The following is a 21,200-nucleotide window of genomic DNA, read 5'->3' as shown; positions in this document are numbered from 1 at the left end:
TTTCAGGACTCATAGGTCCTCACCTTCAAACAATTTATTTGTTCATTCCACTAAAAATAGCGAAGAACCAAAGTCTCTTATCCCGATATCGAATCTAAAAGCCAATTATTGAGAAAAATAATAATAAAATTGAAACCTCAAAAGAACATCCCTCGTTATGTCAGAAGCTCTAACCATTGGCTAATCCCTATGCCTCGTATTATTTTCCTTTTATTACTTCTAGCCTGCTCTGTGGGTACCGTTTCAGGCCAAGCCCCTGAAATCGAAAATAGATCAACTCGCACACTCGCGCTTTCTGATGTCATTTCCCTGGCACTGAACAGAAATTTGACCCTTGAACGGTCAAAGATTCAAATTGAGCTACGGGAAAACGACCTCCTCTTCGCAGAGGCAGATTCCCAAGCCAACCTGACGGGCTCTGTTGGAGGCAACCTCCGCTACTTCGGTAACGGGACCGATTCAGTGTGGGAAGATGGTAGCAATACGAAATCTCTAAGCGGCAGCTTGAATTCCTCGTTGGAGCTTTGGACAGGTGGAGGGAGAGAAGCGTCTATCAACCAGGCAAAAGCTTCCCTCGAAGCAAGCTTTGGTGATCTGAGTCGCTCGCGACAGGTCATTCTATTCAATTCCATTTTCCGCTATATGGAAGCCATCCTTAGGTATAAGGAGATAGGAATTCAGACAGAAGAGCTAGCATCGAGACAAGAAAACCTCGATAGGATTATTCTTAGCTTCGAAAACCAGATCCGTATTGAAGCTGACGTACTTCGACAGAAATCACTGGTAGCAGACAGTGAACGACGTCTTGCCCAAGCAAAACAAACCCATCAACGCAGTCTATATTTCCTTAAGGAGCTTTTGCTTCTGCCTCCTGAAACAGAAATCATTTTAGATATAGAGAACAGCGGATGGGGAAATAACGATTATCTGACCGAGCCCAATGTAGAATCATCTTGGGGACGAATCCTTGAACGCCCGGATTTGTTGGCCCAGGAATATCGGCTGGAGGCGGCCAACCAAAATATACGGATCGCCGAGTCCGGGGGAAAAGCATCGCTCACAGCTTCAGCAAGCTTGAGGACCAGCTATTCCAGTCAGAATAGAAGAGAAGGAATAGTCAGCCAATATTTCAAAACCGAACCAGAACTCTCAGGCGGACTTACCCTCTCAATTCCCATATTTGATCGTCGCAGGACCAGTACCAATGTGGCTCGTGCCACCCTTCAACAAAGACAGGAAGAAATCGACATGGTCGACTTGAAACAAGGAGCTCGAACCGACTTGCTTCAGGCAGTTCTCGATTTCAACACCGCCCAAGCCCAACTTGCATTTTCACAGGACCAACTGCTCTCAGCCGATGCAGCTCTTGAGGCGGAACAAGCACGGTATGATGCAGGAGCTGCAACTCTACTCGATGTGAACAGCCTTCTCTCTACCCGACTGGATGCCGCAGTGGCAGTTGAGGAGTCCTGGTTTAATCTATTCACCAACCGTCTGGATATAACTTTGCAAGACGGCACTCTGGAAACTTTTCTTATTAACAAATTGAATACCCAAGTCCCCGAACTCCGATAAATTTTATGAAAAAAGCGATCATCATCATTATCCTCCTGGCCGGCCTTGGCTACGGCGGCTACCGTTATTACATCCAAAAGGGAGATAAAACGGCGGTTGGCCCTCAATACACCTACGGCAAGATTGAGAAGAAAAACATCCTCAATATGATTACTGCCACCGGCACCTTGGTCGCCCGGGAACTGGTAGAAGTTGGGACCCAGGTATCTGGTACTATCGAAGAAGTGTATGCTGATTTTAACGACACAGTTAAAAAAGGACAACTCATAGCTCTCATTGATCCATCCGTCCTGGACGCCCAGGTCAAAAGTGCCGAAGCAGATCTCATGCGTCAAAAAGCCATGCTCAGGCGTGCGCAAACAGAATACGACAGGTTTTTTCCAGTCTATGAAAAAGGCTTCCTCTCAGGCAATGACTTCCTCAACTACGATATCGGTAGAGAAACAGCGGAAGCCAACGTGCTCAGTGCGGAAGCGTCCCTTGAACGCATAAAGCGCAGTCGGGAGTTTACCGAAATCAGAGCACCCATTAGCGGGGTCGTTATCGACCGCAATGTGGAAAAAGGCCAGACTGTCGCGGCCAGCCTTAACACACCACGGCTCTTTATTATTGCGGAAGATTTGGCTCTCATGGAAATACTCGCGAATATTGACGAGAGTGACATCGGACAAATAAAAGAAGGCCAGGATGTCAGATTTACCGTAGCCAGCTATCCTGAAAGAAAATTTACCGGAAATGTAACTGAGATCCGCCTTCAACCATCGGTGATTCAAAACGTGGTGAACTATACCGTAGTGGTTGAGACGGAAAACGAAGGAAATGTTCTACTGCCTGGAATGACAGCAACACTCGATTTTGTCGTGGAGGAAGTTGAGGACGTATTATCAGTCCCCTCCGCAGCTCTCAGTTTAAAAGCGAGCGATGAAATGGTGGCCGCTCAGACAAAAATCAGGGAAGAAGCCCTGGCCAGAAGAGAAGCTGGCGGCGATGCTACAGCTGGTGGGGAAACCCGCCAACGCGGACAAGGTGGTCAAGCTGGCGCTGAAGGCGGACAAAGGAGACAACGTGGAGAAGGCGGTGGCGGATTTGCTGGTGCCGGCGGTTTTCCTGGCGGCGGCGGTTTTCCTGGCGGCGGCGCTGGTGGCCCTGGAGGCGGCGGTGCTCGAGGAACCCGGCCAGCCATTGGAGTTCTCTGGTATAAGGATGATGCCGGTAAACTCGCCATGATGCCCGTTCGAACTGGCGTCACCGATGGCATTACAACCGAGATCATGGCATTGCGTGATGAAGAGCTACCGGAAGGTCGGGAAATAATTACCAAAGTACTGACTCCGTCAACGGCCCCTGAATCGGCACGACCGGTTAACCCCTTTGGAGGTGGTGGTGATGGACGTGGCCGAGGTGGTCCTGGTGGTGGTGGTGGTCGCCCATTCTAATCCATTGATCAAACATCATGGAAGAAGTCATTAAAACAATCGATTTAAAGAAAACCTATGAGCTGGCAGAGCCGGTTCATGCGCTCCGTGGCGTAAATCTGACCATCAGCCCTGGAGAATTTGTCAGTATCATGGGAGCGTCCGGCTCCGGAAAGTCCACCTTCATGAATATTATCGGTTGTTTGGACAAACCGACTGAGGGCTCTTACCTGCTGGATGGAATACCCGTGAATAAGCTCTCCCGTAATCAACTGGCCGATATCAGAAACCAAAAAATCGGGTTTGTATTTCAGGGATTCAATTTACTATCCCGGACTACCGCCTTGGAAAACACTGGCCTACCTCTGGTGTACCAGCGCTCTAAATCCAAAATAAATCCGAAAACAAAGGCCGCTCAGTGCCTGGAGCGGGTGGGACTCGGCAACCGCATGGATCACCAGACGCAGCAGTTGTCAGGTGGCCAACAGCAACGCGTTGCCGTGGCCCGTGCACTTGTCAATGACCCCGCCTTGATTCTGGCGGATGAACCTACCGGGAATCTGGACTCACGCACCTCCCTCGACCTGATGGGACTTTTTCAAGAGCTTAATGATCAGGGTATCACGATCATCGTGGTTACTCACGAACCTGATATTGCCCGCTTTACCAAACGAGTGGTAGAAATGCGCGATGGCCTCGTTGTCCAGGATACACAAGTCAAGGATCGAGGAAACGCTAAAAAAGAACTAGCCGAATTTTCCGGCGTAATTGGAATATAGGAGAATTGTATGAAATTTTTTAAACTACTTGCCATAGCTCAAGGGAGCTTAATGAAAAACCGTACCCGAAGCATCCTGACCATGTTAGGTATCATCATCGGGGTCGGCGCAGTTATCGTCATGCGAGCTATTGGCGATGGTGCTCAACAGAATATCGAAGACCGTATCAATTCGCTGGGCACCAATCTGCTGATGATACGTTCCGAATCGAATTCGATGGGAGGTATTCGCAGAGGTGCCGGTAGTTCGCGTACTTTGTTTGTTACGGACGTCGAAAAAATCAGAGAACAGAGCAGCTTGGTAATGGCCGTTTCCGGGATCGTCCAGTCAAGCGGTCAGGTCATCGGGGGTGGAACCAATTGGTTTACCAATGTACAGGGGGTAGACCCCGAATTTCTGACCATTAAGAGCTGGGAGGTTGAAGATGGAACCATGTTCACCGAAAGGGACATTAGGGCAAAGACCAAGGTTGCCGTGTTGGGTGCCTCCGTGGTCGAAAACATGTACGGTGGGGTGAGTCCGGTAGGACAAACCATCCGCGTTCAAAAAACACCTTTTAAAATAATCGGCGTCTTAAAGGCAAAGGGTCAAAGTTCAGGCGGCCAGGATCAGGACGACACTATCCTCGTTCCCTTAACCACAGCGGCTTTTCGTCTCCGGGGAGATTCCCAATATGTCAGTATGATTTACGCCAGCGCCACGGATGTCAGCACGATGGAGGCGGCACAGATAGAAATTACAGATACCCTGCGGCAGGCTCATAAACTGATCGATGGACAGGAGGATGACTTTACCGTCCGCAGTCAGTCTGAGTTGACCGAGGCATTCACATCCACAACTCAAACCATGACCACATTCCTGACAATCGTAGCAGCGGTCTCACTGATCGTGGGAGGTGTTGGAATCATGAATATCATGTTGGTTTCTGTTACAGAACGTACCCGTGAGATTGGCATCCGCGTAGCCGTCGGTGCACGAAGCACGGACGTATTAATTCAATTCCTGATCGAGGCAGTGGTTTTGAGCGTCATGGGTGGTGCCATCGGCATCGCCATCGCCTACGGCGTCTGTGAAGTGGTCCAGGAAAAATTCAATATGACCACCATCATCAAGACCTGGATTGTTGCTGTTTCGCTGGGTGTGTCAGCCGCGATTGGGGTAATTTTCGGACTCTACCCAGCCTTCATGGCTTCACGTCTGGATCCGATCGACGCGTTGCGACACGAGTAATATTTAGCCTTCACCCATCTGTTGGTATCCGTCCATTAAGGACATCCATTTTCCAGGATCGTAATGGAAAGTGGTTTCGTTTGTAGCGAATTTTTCAAGTGACCGTTTCAGACGATTGAGGGTACCCGACTTCCATCCGTTGCCTACCTGGATTCCAGCTCGATCAAAATCGATAAGGTAGCAGTATTTCAAGGTCAGTAAAATATTACTTGCGTTCAGATCCTTGTGAAAAACGTTATGATCGTGAAACAGGCGAATCGTTCTTCCAATCCTCATCCACACTGATCTTTCAAGGTCTTCCACTTTTAGGGTAGCAGAAAGAGACAGGCTTTCCCTTATTTCTTTTGTAACAATATCAGACCGGTAAAACAAACCGCTGCGAAGGATTCTCAAAGCAACCCTTCGTGGGGCGGGCAACTTAAGTGACTCGAGTTCCTCGAGCAGCCTCCACTCGCAGTAGGAACGTGTTCTCGTCAATCCCATCCAAACATATTTGTCTTTGGAAAGATGACGCGCACAACCGCCTCGCCAATAATGACGTAGTACATATGCATCCTCGCGAAGCTTAAAAAAATAGGTAGCTCCACGACCGCGAAGTTCTTTGGTTAAAAGACCCGCCTCGCTTAATAATTGCGGTTCAAATATCACCTGCTTCAACGACTCGGGCAAATCTGAAAAGTCAGGGTGTATAAATACCATGTCAATTGAACCAGCCATTCCATAAGTGGCTGTTATTGGAAAAACCCTTTTTGTTTTTCCGAAACCGACATCCCAATCCGTTCCATCACCAAAAGCATGTCCTCCCAAACCAAACGTTTGGTTTTCATAGTCGCATAACGAAGAAGGTAAGAGGGATGATAGGTCACCAACATTGAGGTATTATCAAAATCAAAAAACTGACCGCGAATTTCACCCATCCTGCGCTTAGGATCCGGGCCCAATAAACCGTTCACTGCAGTCATTCCAAGGGCAACAATCACCTTGGGCTGAACCACCTCGATCTGCGCTTTAAGGTAAGGAAGACAGTAAGCCATTTCTTCAGGCGTAGGCGGACGATTTCCTACCGGCGTCGGCATCTCAGGCCGCCAATTCATAATATTGCCAATATAAACCGTTTCACGACTCAAACCCATCGCCGTGATAATTTTGGATAGCAACTCCCCTGCTCTTCCAACAAAAGGTTCGCCTTGCTTTTCCTCATCACCACCGGGCGCTTCACCGCAGAAAAAGATTTCGGCATCTATATTGCCCACACCAAAAACAACCTGAGAACCTGGATTCAGATGCTCCTTACAAATAGGGTCATTTAGAACAATTTCCCTCAATGCATCCCAACGCATTTGCTTATCCCCTTCGGGTAAATTGATTTCGGGCGCGGCCACAGGAATAGCGGGTATTGGTTTCCCATGTTGATTGAGAGCCACTTGAGTTTTTGCTTTTTCGACAGCCTTCTGGATCGGTCTTCCTTTTACAAGATCCTGCAAAGATTCTCCCTTCTGATTCGACTTTTTCGATACGTAGGGTTGAGCAGGATCTTCAACGGCTGAATCAATCGATTCAGGTGACGCCGCGGAATGGACGGCACTCACCTTTTCCCGCAAATCAGACAAAGTAGAATCACCAATGTAGATCCCCTCAACGCCCTCCTGCTTGAGGCGCTTCAACTCATCGATGACTAATTCAATTTGTGTCCGCATTGCTTTTACCCAGGGTTAAGGATTCTACATATTTCCCAAGCATATCAAATTCAAGGTTCATTAAATCACCGATCTTCTTTTGGCTTAGGTTGGTTAATGCCATAGTCATAGGAATCAACCAAACAGCCAAGCTGCGATTTGTTACTTCGGCAACAGTTAAGGAAATTCCATCCAGAGCAATTGAGCCCTTCATAATCACATATTTTGATTGTTCTTCTGGGATCGAAACACGCAGGAAATAATCATTACCTCGTTGCTCGAACAATTCAATTTGACCCGTGGCATCAATGTGTCCCGTTACAAAGTGTCCTCCCACTTTTCCGTTGAACGATAAACTCCGTTCGAGGTTCACAAGACTACCTCCGTCGAGATTGGCAAATGAAGTTAAGCGCTTGGTTTCCTCAAGAACGTCAAAGTGAATTTCCCCTGAGTTCTTATCAAAAAAAGTGGCAGACAAACAACAACCGTTCACCGCAATACTGTCGCCTAGTACAATATCTTCCAACACTTTGCTGGCAGAAAGCTTCAAGACACAGGACGCCGCATCATCTCGCTCAAAGCTAAGGATAGTACCGGTCTCCTCTACGATTCCTGTAAACATAACAACGTTTTACTATTTTAACTGAGCACGGACAAAAGAGGTCTCGTTATTGCGTTCAACAAGCAGAACAAATTCTGACTTTTCTTTATCCGCTTCAACTCTATCCAAAATCTCAAGTACATCCTCGTAGGAATCAATGGCAACACCTTCCACTTGTTTGATCCAATCTCCATTTCTTAGACCCGCGGTTTCGACGGCCGAGCTTCGTTTGACGAAATTTACAATGGCTCCTTTCATTTCGTCCTTAGGCAACCGGAGGTTGATTCCGTCAGTCAGTAAAAATTCACGGATCGTAAAGCCAAGTTTTTCATAGTAACGATAGGCGGCTTCGCGCACATTCTTGGGGCCGGCACCCACCGTTATTGAGAAAGATTTCCTTTCCTCACCACGAATAACCTCAGCCAAAATAATCTCACCCGGTTTTTTCCGACGAATTAATTTTTGAAAATAAGGGGTGATTGAGTAGTCGGGTCGAAATTGAGGAAGCTTCTCTCCATCAACCATTATAAGAATATCATTATTTTCCAATCCCGCCTCGCTCGATGGACTCCCTTCGAGAATCTCACTCAATACAATACCGCTCTGATTCTTGATACCCAGATATTCAGCAACCTCAGGATCGATCGGTTGCATGCCCGATACTCCAATCCAAGACCGAGGACCCTCCACGATTTCAGGATCAATGCCTTGGAGGTATTCAAAAAAATCCTCACTACTCAGTGCGACTGAAGTTTCCTCAGGATTACTCATGGTCACATTGAGCGTATCACGACCAAGATTCATAATACGTTTGTAAGACAGAGGATCTGATGCCCATCCGACAAAAGCGCCAGCAACATTAAAGACAGGACATCCCGGATTAGTAAGATCATCTCTAAAGATTATCTGCCGATCAGGCATTCGTTTAGTCATCGCCACTCGAGCGGTAAGAACATAGGGGTCGAATCCCAATTCCTTTCCAACACCTCCCACGGCAAAAACCGAATCGCCCATATTGACGGTTGCGGTTTCAAATTTGGTGATCGGAGTAAAAACATCCGGCAAGCCATCCTTAAATGACAAGACGTGCCAGCCTGACGAGTAGTCTTTCCCTAAATACACAAGGGGATAATCTTTGTCCCCCTGAGGTAGTGAATAGCCAATAAATTTCTTCAACTTCTCAACAGGAACCCAGGAAGGAATCATACTTTCCAATACAACTATCGTTCCTTTGTCATCAACAATCAAACCGTAGGTATATCCCTCCTGCCGGTCCATCTCGCGTTCGACTACAAATTCGAGTGCCACTATGGTCTTCGATCGTTCCAGAACCAAGTCACTTAGGTTCTCCGGAAAAGTATCCGCATTGAGCGAGGAGGCTCCCATTAAGGATCCTATAAATAATACAAAAAAAAGTCTCATGGTTTAAGAATGAAAAGGGAGGTTCGGAAATTTCGGGTGACTTCAACAAATAAGGGTTGTGCATTGCCATCAAATTCCTCGTGCAAGGCTTTGAGATCTATCAAAGAACCTACCGGCTCCCGATTTATTTTGGATACAATGTCTCCTGAGCGGATACCGGCCCGATCTGCCGGAAAGGCTGTTTTGGCTCCCAGCACAAGAAACCCATCATCCGAAACCAGTTTGTTTTCTCGAGCATAGGACCGACTAACCTCACGAACACTCAGTCCCCATTTTTCAAAAGCCCACTCTTCGCCAACCCGACTTTCAAGTCTCTCTGTTGTAAGGGTCTCTGAGAATCGCGCGTCCTGGCGACTGATCTCAAAGGTGATTTCTGAATCAATTGGGTAATTCGCGATACGATTCTGGATCGGGGGCAGCTGTTCAGGAAATCGACCATCAAGACTGTTGGAATCCATAGATATAAGGATATCACCAGGCTGAATTCCCTTAGTTGCAGCAGGAGATCCGGGATCGACACTTTCAACCAATACACCCTGATTGGCTTGAATGTTATAAAACGTTTCCAGGTCTTGCATGGGACCAAGAACAATTCCCACATAACTTCGGATAATCTCCTCATTCTCCAAAAGGCCTGCCAGAACGAATTGCGCCGTCTGCGAGGGGACTGCAAAACCAAGATTATTCGATCCTAAGTACGCGCGCGTGTTAATGCCAATTATTTTGCCATCCTCATCAACCAGCGGCCCTCCACTGTTTCCCGGATTAATAGCAGCGTCTGTTTGCAGCCAGGTATTGAAATATCCGGTTTCATATCCACGCACGCCATCTGCACCTTCGAAAAATCGATTGGTATTGGAAATAATTCCACGGCTAACCGTTCGAGTCAGGCCATTAGGTGTTCCTACTGCAAAAACGGTAAGCCCTGGGTAAACTTCATCCGAATCGCCAAATTCAGCATAAGTAAAACTCAGGCCGCGCTCCTTCAGTTCTTCAAGGTCCAATTTGAGTAGGGCCAGGTCAGTCCAGTGATCCCATCCAACGAGTTCTGCCCTTACCCTCTCCAAATTGGAAAGAGTAATACGAATCTCCTCAGCGAAGGTGGAAACCACGTGGGCATTCGTTAAGATGTGACCTTCTTCGGAAATAATTACACCCGAGCCGACACCACTGATATTCTGTTTCGAACCACCACGGTAGGTTACTTCCCTCACATCGATGCGAACCACCGCGTCCAGCAATTGTTTAAACCCTTCATTCGAAGTGGTCCTCGAACCGCTCGAATTTTTGGTAGTTTGGGTCGTTTCACAGCCAGACATTAACAGGGCAGCAATCAGGATAAATGATAAGAATGGGATCCGAAATGGAATCATAGTTTGGGTTATTGACTGGTAATTCGTTTCAATCAAGCTAGTTCACTTCATTTGATTATGTCGACACCAACAACAGACTATAACTTCTCCCAAATCGAAGCGCACTGGCAAAATTTTTGGGCCGAAAATAAAAGCTTTCAAGCCAAAGATTTTTCCGAAAAACCAAAATATTACATTCTGTCTATGTATCCCTACCCCTCGGGAGACGGACTTCATATCGGCCACGCGATCAACTATACCGCTCCCGATATTTTGGCTCGGTATAAAAAATCCCAAGGATTTAACACCCTCCAGCCAATGGGTTGGGATGCCTTTGGCCTTCCGACGGAACAGTATGCCATAAAAACAGGCACCCATCCTCGCATTGTCACAGAAAAGAATGTCGAAATATTTCGTGCTCAACTTCAGAAAGTAGGTTTTGCCATTGATTGGGATCGGGAGATAAATACCACCGACGCCGGTTATGTGAAGTGGACACAGTGGATTTTCCTGCAACTATTTAAACGTGGCCTCGCTTACGTATCTGATCAGCCCGTCTGGTGGTGTCCTGCATTGGGTACGGTCTTGGCAAACGAAGAGGTGATTGATGGTAAATCCGAACGCGGTGATCATCCCGTCGAAAAACGAAAATTACGCCAATGGGTATTAAAAATCACTGCGTATGCCGAACGACTACTCGAAGGTCATACGGACTTGAACTGGCCCGATTCATCCATCCGCTTACAAAAAAATTGGATTGGTCGTTCAACCGGAGCCGAGGTGGAATTCAGTATAGAAGGACATTCTGAAAAACTCCCCATCTACACTACCCGGCCGGATACCCTTTTTGGAGTTACCTATATGGTGCTCTCTCCGGAACACCCATTGGTGGATAAGCTGACCACAACGGAGCAAGTCAAGGCCATCGCAGATTACAGAGTTGATGCCGCGAAAAAGAGTGATTTGGAACGAACAGATCTGGCCAAAGACAAGACTGGAGTTTTCACGGGATCCTACGCCCTTAATCCGGTAAATGGAGCCAAAGTTCCGATCTGGGTAGCGGATTATGTTCTGATGAGCTATGGAACCGGAGCCATCATGGCGGTACCCGGCCACGATGAACGTGACTTTGAATTCGCTACGAGCTTGAACATCCCCATTCAACGGGTGATCCAAGATGAAGCTGCAGCAGCCAAAAATGAGCCAACCCAGCTCCCTTTCAGCGGAAAAGGCACTATGATCAATTCCGGCGAATACACTGGAATGACCTCCGACGAAGGGAAAGCGAAAATCATAGCCAATTTAGAAGAACGCAACCTAGGGTCAGCCAGTGTCCAATACAAACTTCGGGACTGGCTGTTCTCTCGACAACGTTATTGGGGTGAACCCTTTCCGGTAATGTGGGTTTCAAAAGAAAACTACGAACAAGCGACCGCTAATGAAGCAAACCCTTTCCGCGAATTCTTACCCGAGGAGCCTGTAACTTTCGAAGTGGAAGGAGAGGTTCATTACGCCCTACCCACTCCTACCACTCATCTACCTCTGGAACTGCCGGATGTGGAATCCTATGAGCCGATCGGCACCGGGGAAAGTCCCTTGGCAGGAGTTACAAAATGGCTTGAAAGATGGTTAAATACGGAAACGGGTGAATCGATTCCACGCTCCTCAAATAAACCCGAAGGGGATAATTGGGTGAAAGGTACCCGGGAGACCAATACCATGCCACAATGGGCAGGTTCATGTTGGTACTATTTACGTTATTGCGATCCAAAAAACACAGAGGCACCTATCGATCCGAAAATTGCAGAATACTGGGGCGTTCCTGATTTCTACATTGGAGGCGCTGAGCATGTGAACCTGCACCTTCTTTATGCCCGTTTTTGGCATCAGGTATTGTTTGATGAAGGAGTTACCCCGTGCCCTGAACCGTTCCCGGCTTTACTCCACCAGGGAATGATTCTGGGCGAAATGGAATTCACCCAGTTCTCAGATTCAAACGGCACACCCGTTTCATTCGATGCCATCACCGAAGAAATGGATCTAACCAAATCGACGGTACCAGAATCCGATGTCGAGAAGGCTGGAGACAGTTGGTTGCTCAAGAGTGACCGCACCATCAAAGTGGATGCGCGTTCGCACAAAATGAGTAAAAGCCGCGGCAATGTGGTGAACCCCGATAGTTTGATCAAATCCTACGGTGCTGACGCAACCCGGTTATTTCTAATGTTCCTTGGTCCGATCGAAGACATGAAGCCTTGGAACACCCAGGGAATAGAAGGAGTTTTCCGATTTCTTAAACGTTTGTGGCGTGAAGTCGTAGCCGAGGATGGCGGTCTTAATCTCAAGTTAAGTGACGGACCTGAGACAAACAAAGACCTGGACAAGCTCTTACACGAAAGCATCAAGAAAGTTACCCAGGACATCGAACGTCTGAATTTCAACACGGTGGTATCTCAATTAATGATACTACTTAATCTGATGGTAAAAACGTCCGGTTATTCGAAAGAAACAGCTAAATCTTTTATCCAATTACTAAACCCAATGGCTCCTCATATTGCAGAAGAGTTATGGGGTCGCCTGGGAGGCTCGGGATCCATATGCGATACCCGCTGGCCATCCTTCGATGAATCAAAGCTCATTCTCGACGAAGTGGTAATTGTCCTTCAGGTAAACGGGAAGCACCGGGGAGAACTGGTGGTATCCACAGACGCCACGAAAGAGGAAATCGAAGAACTGGGACTCAGCCAAGAGCGTGTTCAAAACAGTATCGAAGGGCTAACAATCCGGAAGGTCATTTACGTTCCAGGTAAAATCCTCAATATAGTCGCCAACTAGCTTATAAGATAATGCTTACCCAAGAAGGTTGTTTAAAACGCCGTTCCCGTTTGTGGTCATCCTTACCTGATTCTGTGGAATGGGTTCTCATTTCCAATCCGAGACACGTAAAATATTTTTCCAACATCTGGGTAAATCCGATCAGTTTTTCCGCCGGGCAAAGCGTATGGCTGCACATGGAACGATCTGGGAAGGTCATCGCGCTTGCCGATAACTTTACACTCAAATCATTGAGTGGAGAGGCTTACGTTGACGAAACCATTTCTGAAGCCTGGTACGACGGAAAAAACTCGGTGGACAATCGGGATTACAAACAGGCGACCGCGCTCAAGAAACATTTTGGTTCGCTCACCCTATCGAACGGAGCCATTGAATGCGACTCCCTTCCTGTGGCGACCTTTGAAACAATTACGGGTGAACCCGAAGTAAAGATCAAGCTAGGCGATGTCATTAAATTCCTGAGACGTCAAAAAGAAGCAGACGAAATAGCTCATCTAAGAACCTGCATGGAGGCCTGTGAAGCGGGGCATCAAGCAGCATTGAACTTCGTTCGCCCAGGGGCTACGGAAATGGAGGTGTACCGTAATGTGCATGCTGCGGTGCTCGAACAGGCTGGCAGGCCTTGCCTCGTCTACGGTGATTTTAGAGCAACCAACGCGAACCTTCCGAAAGCAGGCGGACTGCCCATTGATTACACGCTGCAAGAAGGCGATCTCTACATTCTGGACTACTCGGTTATTCTGGATGGATACCGTAGCGATTTCACAAACACCATTGCAGTAGGAGAACCTTCGGATGATCAATGTGCCTTGATGAATGCTTGTATCGCGAGCCTTGAGGCAGGCGAGAAAGCCTTAAAAGCAGAGGTAGCCTGCAAGACCATTTTTGATATATGCTCGGAAACCATGATTCAAAAAGGATTCGAAGCCTTGCCAAGTCATGCGGGACATGGACTCGGGCTGGAACACCCTGAACCTCCCGCCATCGTAAGTAATTCTACAGACACCCTGTTGATTGGCGATGTGGTAACCTTGGAGCCGGGGAATTACATCCAAGGAATCGGTGGAGTCAGGATTGAACGGAATTACCTGATAACTCAAAGCGGATCGGAAAACTTAAGCCATCACAAGATTGCATTGCAATAAGCGCGGAACTTACGACAACGAATCAACTCAAAGAATTTCAGAGCGAGCTTTGGAAGTTATTTCTTAATAAATTCCTAGCTCTCACAGTTCCAAGTCAGTATTGGATCGCCTCTTCATCGAATTGGCATAACGATCGTTTTTCTAAAATATGGTATTATCTTTCTTACCGTCACTCGGTCCGCCAGAGATCCTGGTCCTTTTATTCATGGGCCTAATCTTCGGTTTTTGGATCTGGGCCCTAATTGACGTAATCCGTCGAACGGACTTCAACGGACTCACAAGAACCGTTTGGATCATAGGCCTCTTTGTGTTCTTTTTTGCGCCCCCGATCATCTACCTTATTTTGAAACTGGTTAATAGAAAACCGATCCCGGAAACAACGAACTACCTGAACAATTAGACTTTCGTTAAGGTAGTAATTTGCTAAGGTGGACCACATGTCTGTTCCACCACTATTAAACTTAGACGAGGTACCCGAGGTCGAAAACTTCTGGGGAGAAAATCAAAAATATAAGCGGCTCCGTCGCCATATATCCTTAGCACTGGGATCAGGCAGGGACGGTAACCCGGTGCACCCCTTTGATGTTGAGATGACCCGCATTCTTCCCCAACACCACAATTGCCCACAACATTGCCACACTACTATGGATGAGTTTTTCATCATCACGGAAGGTGAAGGAATTATGTATCGGGGAGATGAAGAATTTCCCATAAAGGCCGGTGATTGTTTTTACCAACCCAAGGGCACCTATCACAGGATGTTTAACACGAGCGAAACAGATTTCCTGGTTTTCTTCGTCATTGCGAATGAAGTAGAAGAGTCTCGAACCGAAATCCTGAGATACTAGATACAATCAAACTTGGGGAGTAGATTCTTTTTCAAGACAGTCGCTACAAATACCATCGCCATCCTTATAGCGAAACTCACGTTCGGGATTGGATTTATCAGTCGCCCCACAAGTTGCGCAAATATGGAATGCTTCTTCGGCGTATGCTTTTGTCTCTTTCTGGTGTTCGATTCGTCGCTTTCGATAGTACATTGCCTGGTACAAATCCTTCCCAAAGAATAATGCGTAATTAGCTAAAGCTGCGATGATTTCAAGTCGTGTGGCCACTGAAGGTTGAAGGAAAATCAAAGCCATGTACCCCAAGGAAATCCATGCTAAGTATTTCACCTTGACAGGTAAAATGAAGAAGAGAAGAAACTCAAAATTTGGATACAAGGTCGCAAACGCAAGAAACACAGAAATACCTATATAATAATTGGTGAATAATCCAAAGGGCATCAACAGGGAAGCCAACCAGGTGGCAAAGACTCCAATTAATAAAAACAGGTTGTATTTAAATGTTCCCCATTGAGCTTCCAATGCCTGGGAAATCATCCAGAAAATATACCAGGCAAACGCAATCAGGAGCATACTTGCCCGGGGCGGAATCAACATAAAGGTAAACAAACGCCAAATCTCTCCATTCAAGACCAAGGTGGAGTTTAAATATAAAGCGGAGGAGGTCATCCTTCCGAAATTTATAAGCGCAAAAATAATAACCTGCCCGGCCACTAAATACAGAGCCAAATTACGAATAGCCAAATGGGCGAAGCGTTTTTCTAGTTTATCAATCCATTTCATTATAATGCAGGAAACATAAGGAGTCCTAAGCAAAGCAAGGGTTTCTTCACTGTCCAGAAATAAGCACCTGACAGATGACCTGGAAATTTGTTCTAGGCTTGTCTGCCGCAAAATATCCAACATTTAGAATTAGTATGAATACTCAAGTGCCGTGCTGTTGTTATGAGAAAACCGGAAAGCTGTTTTATTTTGCGCGAATGTGCTCGAAGATTCGGATCAACGCCGATGGATGTTTACCTGAAGCTTACTTCGACATGCTCGGGAATGGTTTTGATGGAAGAACCTGTCGTTACCTTCAGGTAACTTATGAAGAAGTAAAAGCCGAGGTGCTTGCGGGGAAAACAAACGAGGAAGTGCTCGCTTGGTGTTTTGAAAACGGCAGGAAGCTCACCGATGAAGAAATCCTTATTTACAACAGCTTTATGAGCAAACGCGGTTGGCGGGATGACGAAACGAGAGAATTTATCCCCGACCTGATTGAATCCTATGGCGTCAAACCGGACAGCCGACTGGTAACGGACTTCGACGTTATTGAGATGGATGAAGGCCGATGGTATCCAGAACAGTGGCAGGGTGCCTGGTTTGGATAATCTAGTTTAATCCGAGGATTTTTCGACCTTCATCACTGATCATGTGAGGTGTCCAAACAGGATCCCACACAATATCAACCTGAGAGGATTTCACGGCAGGCAAGGCGTCTATCTTTTGCTGAGCGTCAGCTGCAATTGAGGGCCCCATGCCACAACCTTGAGCGGTGAGGGTCATTTTGACGAATACCTCGTATTCTCCTTCTCCGAGGTCAACAGCGCTTAAATCATAAATCAACCCCAAGTCGACAATGTTGACTGGAATTTCTGGATCAAAGCAGGTCCTCAAGGCTTCCCAAACATGTTCCTCTGAAAATTCACCTTCAGCCACCGGGGCCGTTGCACCTTCAACCGTATATTCTGATTGGCCGTCCTCACCGAGTGCGTCCAGGTCCTTAGCGCTTATTCGGTAAAGCCCACCATTCGCTTGAACGGTGACCGTGCCACCTAAGGCTTGGGTTACCTGAACGTCGGTGCCTTGCTTTAGCGACAATATATCTCCTGCCGGAATTAAAGTAGCCTGTGTATCCCTGATAAGAGTGAATGACTTTTGTGCCATAAGTTACTTGATAAATTGATAATTGATCTCCGGAAGGAGATAGATACCACGAGGATCATTGAAGGTCTTCAAGCGTTCAAGATCCTTTTGCACCTGGCGTAATAAACCAGTGGCAGGGTCGATCGAAACATCCAAATCTTGCCCGGCAATCAAGGCTTCGAGCAATTGATCCATATTGTTTCCTTTTGGATAATCTGAAACCTGGTATTTACCGTCCTCAAGGTTTGCCAATTTTGCGGCATGTCGAATGGCTGCCTCAAGTCCCCCAAGCTCGTCGACCAACCCTACTTCTAATGCATCCTTCCCCAGCCAAGTCCGGCCTTGCCCGACCGAATCAACCTCCTCGATCTCCATGTCCCTTGACTCAGCAATTTTCTCAATGAATTTATCGTAATACCAGGTCGTGGACTCTTCAAGCTGCTGCATCTCGGCTTCGGTTTGCGGACGGGTCATCGTCCAACTTCCCGCATAGTCGTGGGTTCCAGCATAATCCCAGGTAATTCCAAAATCATTAGCAACCTCCTGGATATTGAAAATCAAACCGTACACGCCGATGGAACCAGTGATGGTGTTATCCTGAGCAAAAATCCGGTCAGCATAGGTAGACACCCAATAACCGCCACTCGCCGCAACATAGCCCATGGAAGCCACTACGGGTTTACTTTCACCCAATAGGCGAATTTCCCGTTGAATGATCTCAGAAGCCTGAGCTCCTCCACCCGGGCAATTGACCCGTAAGACAACGGCTTTGACATTGTCGTTTAGGCGAATTTCGCGAATCCGGCGTGCCAACTTGTCACCGCCTACCTGACTGGAACTGCCTTCGCCAGCAACAATCACTCCTTCGATATAAACGATGGCAATCTCTTTGTCCTTCGATGAAGGTCCGTTAACCGGATTGGCGACCATGTACGAAGCCATATCGATCTGACTGAATGTCCGCTTTTTTTTATCCTCACCCGACACCTTTTTGAGCTTTTCCAACATTTCATCGAAATAGATCAACTCATCTACAAAGCCATGCTCCTTAGCTTTTTCAGCCACAAAGGAACGATCAGAACCAGCAATAGCATCCAAGGCTTCGACGTCAATTCCTCGAGATTCTGCTACCTCCTTCGCCATCGAATCCCAAAGCCCTTGAATTAAAATCATGGTTTGCTCGCGGTTGGCCTCACTCATATGGTCTTGAACATAGGGCTCAATTCCCGCCTTGAATTTACCCACCCGAACTGGCTGTGCACCGATTCCCCATTTCTCAAAGGCGTTGGCGTAAAACATCATTTCCACGCCAAGCCCGTTGAACATCAATTCGCCGAACGGGTTCATAGAAACCGTATTGGCAACCGAGAAAAGATAGTAATCTCTAGGCATTGCGTTTACGACATAAGCTTCAATCGGCTTACCACTCGTTTTAAAGTCAATCAGAGCATCACGCAACTCACTGATGGCGGCATAGCCGGAACCGAAGTTAACAGACTGTAGATTCCCCGTCAAAAACAGACCTTTCACTCTTTTATCGGTTTTGGCGTATTTTATGGCGTTTAGTAGTTTTCTGAGACCGACCTGGGGGATCTCACTATTTGAAATGGCCTGTTGAATCACATCATCAAGCGTCACCGACGGGGGTTTGTCGTTAATACTCATTGAAATATCAAGAACGAGCACAGCGCTGTCAGGCATATCAGCAACGGGCTCCTGGAAAGCAAGACCCACGATCAGGATAATAATAAAACCGCCGAACCCTAAAACGAAAAGAGCAAGCAGGGTTCCTAAGAAGCTACTAAAGGTATTTTGAATAAATCGCCACATATTGGATGAATGAGATAATGTTGCAGCTGACACCGTTGACTACCGGATAGGCCAAGGACAATAGAATTGTCTCACATGTTTTCCTAAATGATATGGACCAGGAACCATAAGATTCAAAAATATCGATTGAATTCACAATAATATTACCTATGTCTTGGTCGCGAATAACAAAAAACCATCATGAGCAAGGTATTGATAATTGGAGCTGGAGGCGTTGGCCGAGTAGTTACTCATAAATGCGCCCAAGTGCCCGAGGTATTCTCTGAGATTTGGCTGGCGAGCCGAACGGTGGCTAAATGCGACCAAATTGCCTCGGAAATTAAAACAAAAATTCACACAGCCCAGGTTGACGCAGATAATACCCAGGAGCTTATTGAATTGATCAAACGGATCGGTCCGAAACTCATTATCAACGTGGCATTACCCTATCAGGATTTGACGATTATGGATGCATGCCTTGCCACTGGCGTTGATTACCTCGATACCGCCAACTACGAACCGCTCGATGAGGCAAAATTCGAATACAAGTGGCAGTGGGACTATCAAGAACGGTTTAAAGACGCTGGCCTCATGGCCCTGCTGGGATCTGGTTTTGATCCGGGAGTCACCAACGTTTTCTGCGCCTACGCTCAAAAACACTATTTCGATTCCATCGAATTTATTGATATTCTCGATGCTAACGCAGGCGATCATGGGCACCCTTTTGCGACCAATTTTAATCCGGAAATCAATATTCGTGAAATAACTGCGAATGGTCGGCACTGGGAAAATGGAACGTGGAAGGAAACAGAACCTTTATCCATTAAGAACGTTTTCGACTTTCCGGTCCTTGGACCCAAAGACGTCTATTTGTTGTATCATGAAGAATTGGAGTCATTGGTGAAAAATATTGATGGTCTTAAGCGAATTCGATTCTGGATGACGTTTTCTCAGCAATACATTACCCATTTGAAGGTTTTGGAAAACGTGGGCATGACCCGAATCGATCCTGTGATGTACGAAGGAAAAAAAATTGTGCCTTTACAATTTTTAAAAGCCGTACTTCCCGATCCTTCCAGCTTAGGTGAACGAACTAAGGGTAAAACCTGTATTGGTTGTATTATTTCCGGGAAAAAAGACGGGGAAGCCAAAACAATCTATATCTACAATATTTGCGACCACGAAGCGTGTTATGAGGAAGTGAATTCCCAAGCCATCTCCTATACAACAGGAGTCCCGGCAATGATTGGTGCCAAACAAATCCTAAGTGGAAATTGGAAAAAAGAAGGCGTATGGAACATTGAACAGCTAGACCCGGATTCGTTCATGGAAGATCTCAATAATTGTGGTTTGCCCTGGGAAGTTCAAGAGCTGGACCAACATCCGGAGCTTTAATTGTAGTTGCTATGGATATTCAAAATTCCCCAACACCCTGTTACATCATAGATATGGGGCGATTAAGGGAAAACCTCGAGCTGTTAAAGCGAATCCAGGACGAAGCGGATTGCAAAATCATATTGGCACTCAAGGGATTTGCGGCATTCAGCACTTTTCCACTAATCAAAAAGTATTTGGTCGGGACTACAGCCAGCTCGGTTAACGAAGCGTTACTTGGAAAATTGGAATTCGGTGGTGAGGTGCATGTTTATGCCCCTGCCTATTCCCAAACGGATATTGAATCAATTGCCCCAATCGCCCATCACTTGTCCTTTAACTCAGTGTCACAGTTTCATCGGTACAGACAATACGTTAAAGAGACCAATGAAACGACCGAGATGGCCCTTCGAATAAATCCTGAATATTCAGAAGTAGATGTGGAGCTCTATGATCCTTGCGCAAAAAACTCACGCCTGGGGGTAACTGCTGACGCGCTTATAGATGCCGACCTGAATGGAATTACTGGATTCCATTTTCACACTCTCTGTGAACAAAACGCCGGGCCACTTGCCCGAACGCTAGAAGTTGTTGAACAAAAATTTGGCAGATGGTTTAATCAATTGAAGTGGATAAACTTTGGCGGTGGTCATCACATTACCCGATCAGACTACGATACCGAGCTTCTAATAGCTACGATCAAATCCTTCAGGGAGCGCCATGATCTGAAAGTGTATTTGGAGCCAGGCGAAGCCATAGCCTTGAATACCGGAGTTCTCGTCACAGAAGTGCTGGATATTATAAATAACGGAATGAACATCGCTATTCTGGATACTTCAGCAACAGCCCATATGCCGGATGTTCTGGAAATGCCCTACAGACCTTCGGTCATCGGCGCAACTCTACCGGATGAGAAGATGTATACCTACCGCCTGGGAGGTCTTACTTGTCTAGCTGGAGACATCATTGGAGACTATTCCTTCGAGGAACCCTTAAAAGTAGGTGATCGCTTGGTTTTTCAAGACATGGCTCACTACACAATGGTAAAGAACAATACCTTCAATGGCGTGTCATTACCCTCCATTGCATTATGGCACCCTGAAAGTGAAAAATTAGAAATTGTGAAGCAATTTAACTACAATGACTATAGAGACCGGTTATCCTAGCCTTGTCTTTAGCGTTAATTCCTGAAATCCTTTAAAGAAATCTCAAAACAAGTATCTCTTGTTTTTAT

At 46.6% G+C, this 21,200-nt stretch carries 18 protein-coding genes; 10 read left to right on the top strand and 8 right to left on the bottom strand.

Features of this window, described 5'->3' with window-relative positions; genetic code table 11:
* Positions 1-189 precede the first annotated feature (189 nt).
* The 4 genes from O3C43_15630 to O3C43_15615 are packed head-to-tail and all read left to right on the top strand — an operon-like array spanning position 190 to position 4,999.
* Complete coding sequence (locus O3C43_15630; GenBank protein MDA1067922.1) at positions 190-1,575, top strand: TolC family protein; 1,386 nt, start codon at positions 190-192, stop codon at positions 1,573-1,575.
* A gap of 5 nt (positions 1,576-1,580) precedes the next feature.
* Complete coding sequence (locus O3C43_15625) at positions 1,581-3,011, top strand: efflux RND transporter periplasmic adaptor subunit (protein ID MDA1067921.1); 1,431 nt, start codon at positions 1,581-1,583, stop codon at positions 3,009-3,011.
* Positions 3,012-3,028: 17 nt separating this feature from the next.
* Positions 3,029-3,769 carry an ABC transporter ATP-binding protein gene (locus tag O3C43_15620; GenBank protein MDA1067920.1) on the top strand — a complete coding sequence of 247 codons (741 nt, stop codon included), beginning with the start codon at positions 3,029-3,031 and terminating at the stop codon, positions 3,767-3,769.
* A gap of 9 nt (positions 3,770-3,778) precedes the next feature.
* Positions 3,779-4,999 carry an ABC transporter permease gene (locus O3C43_15615; protein MDA1067919.1) on the top strand — a complete coding sequence of 407 codons (1,221 nt, stop codon included), beginning with the start codon at positions 3,779-3,781 and terminating at the stop codon, positions 4,997-4,999.
* A 3-nt stretch (positions 5,000-5,002) separates the two neighbouring features.
* Here the strand turns inward: O3C43_15615 and O3C43_15610 are convergent, their stop codons facing one another.
* The 5 genes from O3C43_15610 to O3C43_15590 are packed head-to-tail and all read right to left on the bottom strand — an operon-like array spanning position 5,003 to position 10,071.
* Positions 5,003-5,716, bottom strand: a complete 714-nt coding sequence (locus tag O3C43_15610; protein MDA1067918.1) for a 3-deoxy-D-manno-octulosonic acid kinase — start codon at positions 5,714-5,716, stop codon at positions 5,003-5,005.
* Positions 5,717-5,730: 14 nt separating this feature from the next.
* A complete protein-coding gene (locus O3C43_15605) occupies positions 5,731-6,696 on the bottom strand; it encodes a uracil-DNA glycosylase (GenBank protein ID MDA1067917.1) in 966 nt (321 codons plus the stop codon).
* Positions 6,680-7,297 carry a riboflavin synthase gene (locus tag O3C43_15600; protein MDA1067916.1) on the bottom strand — a complete coding sequence of 206 codons (618 nt, stop codon included), beginning with the start codon at positions 7,295-7,297 and terminating at the stop codon, positions 6,680-6,682. The genes O3C43_15605 and O3C43_15600 overlap by 17 nt, the downstream gene beginning before the upstream one ends.
* Before the next feature lie 12 nt (positions 7,298-7,309).
* Positions 7,310-8,698 carry a PDZ domain-containing protein gene (locus O3C43_15595; protein ID MDA1067915.1) on the bottom strand — a complete coding sequence of 463 codons (1,389 nt, stop codon included), beginning with the start codon at positions 8,696-8,698 and terminating at the stop codon, positions 7,310-7,312.
* Positions 8,695-10,071, bottom strand: a complete 1,377-nt coding sequence (locus tag O3C43_15590) for a trypsin-like peptidase domain-containing protein (protein ID MDA1067914.1) — start codon at positions 10,069-10,071, stop codon at positions 8,695-8,697. Before O3C43_15590 ends, O3C43_15595 begins: the two co-directional genes overlap by 4 nt.
* A 57-nt stretch (positions 10,072-10,128) precedes the next feature.
* On the opposite strand from O3C43_15590, the gene leuS reads away from it, so the two are divergent.
* From leuS to O3C43_15575, 3 genes are all read left to right on the top strand, one after another.
* The gene (gene leuS / locus O3C43_15585) at positions 10,129-12,885 is read left to right on the top strand and encodes a leucine--tRNA ligase (GenBank protein MDA1067913.1); all 2,757 of its coding nucleotides are present in this window, start codon (positions 10,129-10,131) and stop codon (positions 12,883-12,885) included.
* Positions 12,886-12,896: 11 nt separating this feature from the next.
* On the top strand, positions 12,897-14,030 hold the full coding sequence (locus tag O3C43_15580) for a Xaa-Pro peptidase family protein (GenBank protein MDA1067912.1): 1,134 nt from the start codon (positions 12,897-12,899) through the stop codon (positions 14,028-14,030).
* A gap of 437 nt (positions 14,031-14,467) precedes the next feature.
* The gene (locus tag O3C43_15575) at positions 14,468-14,878 is read left to right on the top strand and encodes a cupin domain-containing protein (GenBank protein MDA1067911.1); all 411 of its coding nucleotides are present in this window, start codon (positions 14,468-14,470) and stop codon (positions 14,876-14,878) included.
* A 6-nt stretch (positions 14,879-14,884) separates the two neighbouring features.
* Here O3C43_15575 and O3C43_15570 read toward each other — a convergent pair whose 3' ends face one another.
* Positions 14,885-15,658, bottom strand: a complete 774-nt coding sequence (locus tag O3C43_15570) for a hypothetical protein (protein ID MDA1067910.1) — start codon at positions 15,656-15,658, stop codon at positions 14,885-14,887.
* Between the two features lie 134 nt (positions 15,659-15,792).
* Here O3C43_15570 and O3C43_15565 point away from each other — a divergent pair, with 134 nt between their 5' ends.
* Positions 15,793-16,248: a DUF5069 domain-containing protein gene (locus O3C43_15565; protein ID MDA1067909.1), complete on the top strand. Its 456-nt coding sequence runs from the start codon at positions 15,793-15,795 to the stop codon at positions 16,246-16,248.
* 1 nt (position 16,249) lies between these two features.
* Here O3C43_15565 and O3C43_15560 read toward each other — a convergent pair whose 3' ends face one another.
* On the bottom strand, positions 16,250-16,804 hold the full coding sequence (locus tag O3C43_15560) for an iron-sulfur cluster assembly protein (protein ID MDA1067908.1): 555 nt from the start codon (positions 16,802-16,804) through the stop codon (positions 16,250-16,252).
* 3 nt (positions 16,805-16,807) lie between these two features.
* Positions 16,808-18,613 carry a signal peptide peptidase SppA gene (gene sppA / locus O3C43_15555; GenBank protein MDA1067907.1) on the bottom strand — a complete coding sequence of 602 codons (1,806 nt, stop codon included), beginning with the start codon at positions 18,611-18,613 and terminating at the stop codon, positions 16,808-16,810.
* A 180-nt stretch (positions 18,614-18,793) separates the two neighbouring features.
* Here sppA and O3C43_15550 point away from each other — a divergent pair, with 180 nt between their 5' ends.
* The gene (locus O3C43_15550; GenBank protein MDA1067906.1) at positions 18,794-19,987 is read left to right on the top strand and encodes a saccharopine dehydrogenase family protein; all 1,194 of its coding nucleotides are present in this window, start codon (positions 18,794-18,796) and stop codon (positions 19,985-19,987) included.
* Positions 19,988-19,998: 11 nt separating this feature from the next.
* The gene (gene nspC / locus O3C43_15545; GenBank protein ID MDA1067905.1) at positions 19,999-21,132 is read left to right on the top strand and encodes a carboxynorspermidine decarboxylase; all 1,134 of its coding nucleotides are present in this window, start codon (positions 19,999-20,001) and stop codon (positions 21,130-21,132) included.
* Positions 21,133-21,200 lie beyond the last annotated feature (68 nt).

It is taken from the genome of Verrucomicrobiota bacterium, assembly GCA_027622555.1.
Taxonomy (GTDB): Bacteria; Verrucomicrobiota; Verrucomicrobiia; order Opitutales; family UBA2995; genus UBA2995.
Note: the sequence above shows the minus strand (reverse complement) of the source record. Positions and strands in the feature narration are given on the sequence as shown.

Bases quoted from the DNA above. Each gene is read 5' to 3' on its own strand.
- O3C43_15610 (MDA1067918.1), bottom strand. From the start codon at position 5,716: ATGGCTGGTTCAATTGACATGGTATTTATACACCCTGACTTTTCAGAT.
- O3C43_15580 (MDA1067912.1), top strand. From the start codon at position 12,897: ATGCTTACCCAAGAAGGTTGTTTAAAACGCCGTTCCCGTTTGTGGTCA.
- O3C43_15570 (MDA1067910.1), bottom strand. From the start codon at position 15,658: ATGAAATGGATTGATAAACTAGAAAAACGCTTCGCCCATTTGGCTATT.
- O3C43_15575 (MDA1067911.1), top strand. From the start codon at position 14,468: ATGTCTGTTCCACCACTATTAAACTTAGACGAGGTACCCGAGGTCGAA.
- O3C43_15550 (MDA1067906.1), top strand. From the start codon at position 18,794: ATGAGCAAGGTATTGATAATTGGAGCTGGAGGCGTTGGCCGAGTAGTT.
- O3C43_15625 (MDA1067921.1), top strand. From the start codon at position 1,581: ATGAAAAAAGCGATCATCATCATTATCCTCCTGGCCGGCCTTGGCTAC.
- O3C43_15560 (MDA1067908.1), bottom strand. From the start codon at position 16,804: ATGGCACAAAAGTCATTCACTCTTATCAGGGATACACAGGCTACTTTA.
- O3C43_15595 (MDA1067915.1), bottom strand. From the start codon at position 8,698: ATGAGACTTTTTTTTGTATTATTTATAGGATCCTTAATGGGAGCCTCC.
- sppA (MDA1067907.1), bottom strand. From the start codon at position 18,613: ATGTGGCGATTTATTCAAAATACCTTTAGTAGCTTCTTAGGAACCCTG.
- O3C43_15630 (MDA1067922.1), top strand. From the start codon at position 190: ATGCCTCGTATTATTTTCCTTTTATTACTTCTAGCCTGCTCTGTGGGT.
- leuS (MDA1067913.1), top strand. From the start codon at position 10,129: ATGTCGACACCAACAACAGACTATAACTTCTCCCAAATCGAAGCGCAC.
- O3C43_15605 (MDA1067917.1), bottom strand. From the start codon at position 6,696: ATGCGGACACAAATTGAATTAGTCATCGATGAGTTGAAGCGCCTCAAG.
- O3C43_15600 (MDA1067916.1), bottom strand. From the start codon at position 7,297: ATGTTTACAGGAATCGTAGAGGAGACCGGTACTATCCTTAGCTTTGAG.
- O3C43_15620 (MDA1067920.1), top strand. From the start codon at position 3,029: ATGGAAGAAGTCATTAAAACAATCGATTTAAAGAAAACCTATGAGCTG.
- O3C43_15615 (MDA1067919.1), top strand. From the start codon at position 3,779: ATGAAATTTTTTAAACTACTTGCCATAGCTCAAGGGAGCTTAATGAAA.
- nspC (MDA1067905.1), top strand. From the start codon at position 19,999: ATGGATATTCAAAATTCCCCAACACCCTGTTACATCATAGATATGGGG.
- O3C43_15590 (MDA1067914.1), bottom strand. From the start codon at position 10,071: ATGATTCCATTTCGGATCCCATTCTTATCATTTATCCTGATTGCTGCC.
- O3C43_15565 (MDA1067909.1), top strand. From the start codon at position 15,793: ATGAATACTCAAGTGCCGTGCTGTTGTTATGAGAAAACCGGAAAGCTG.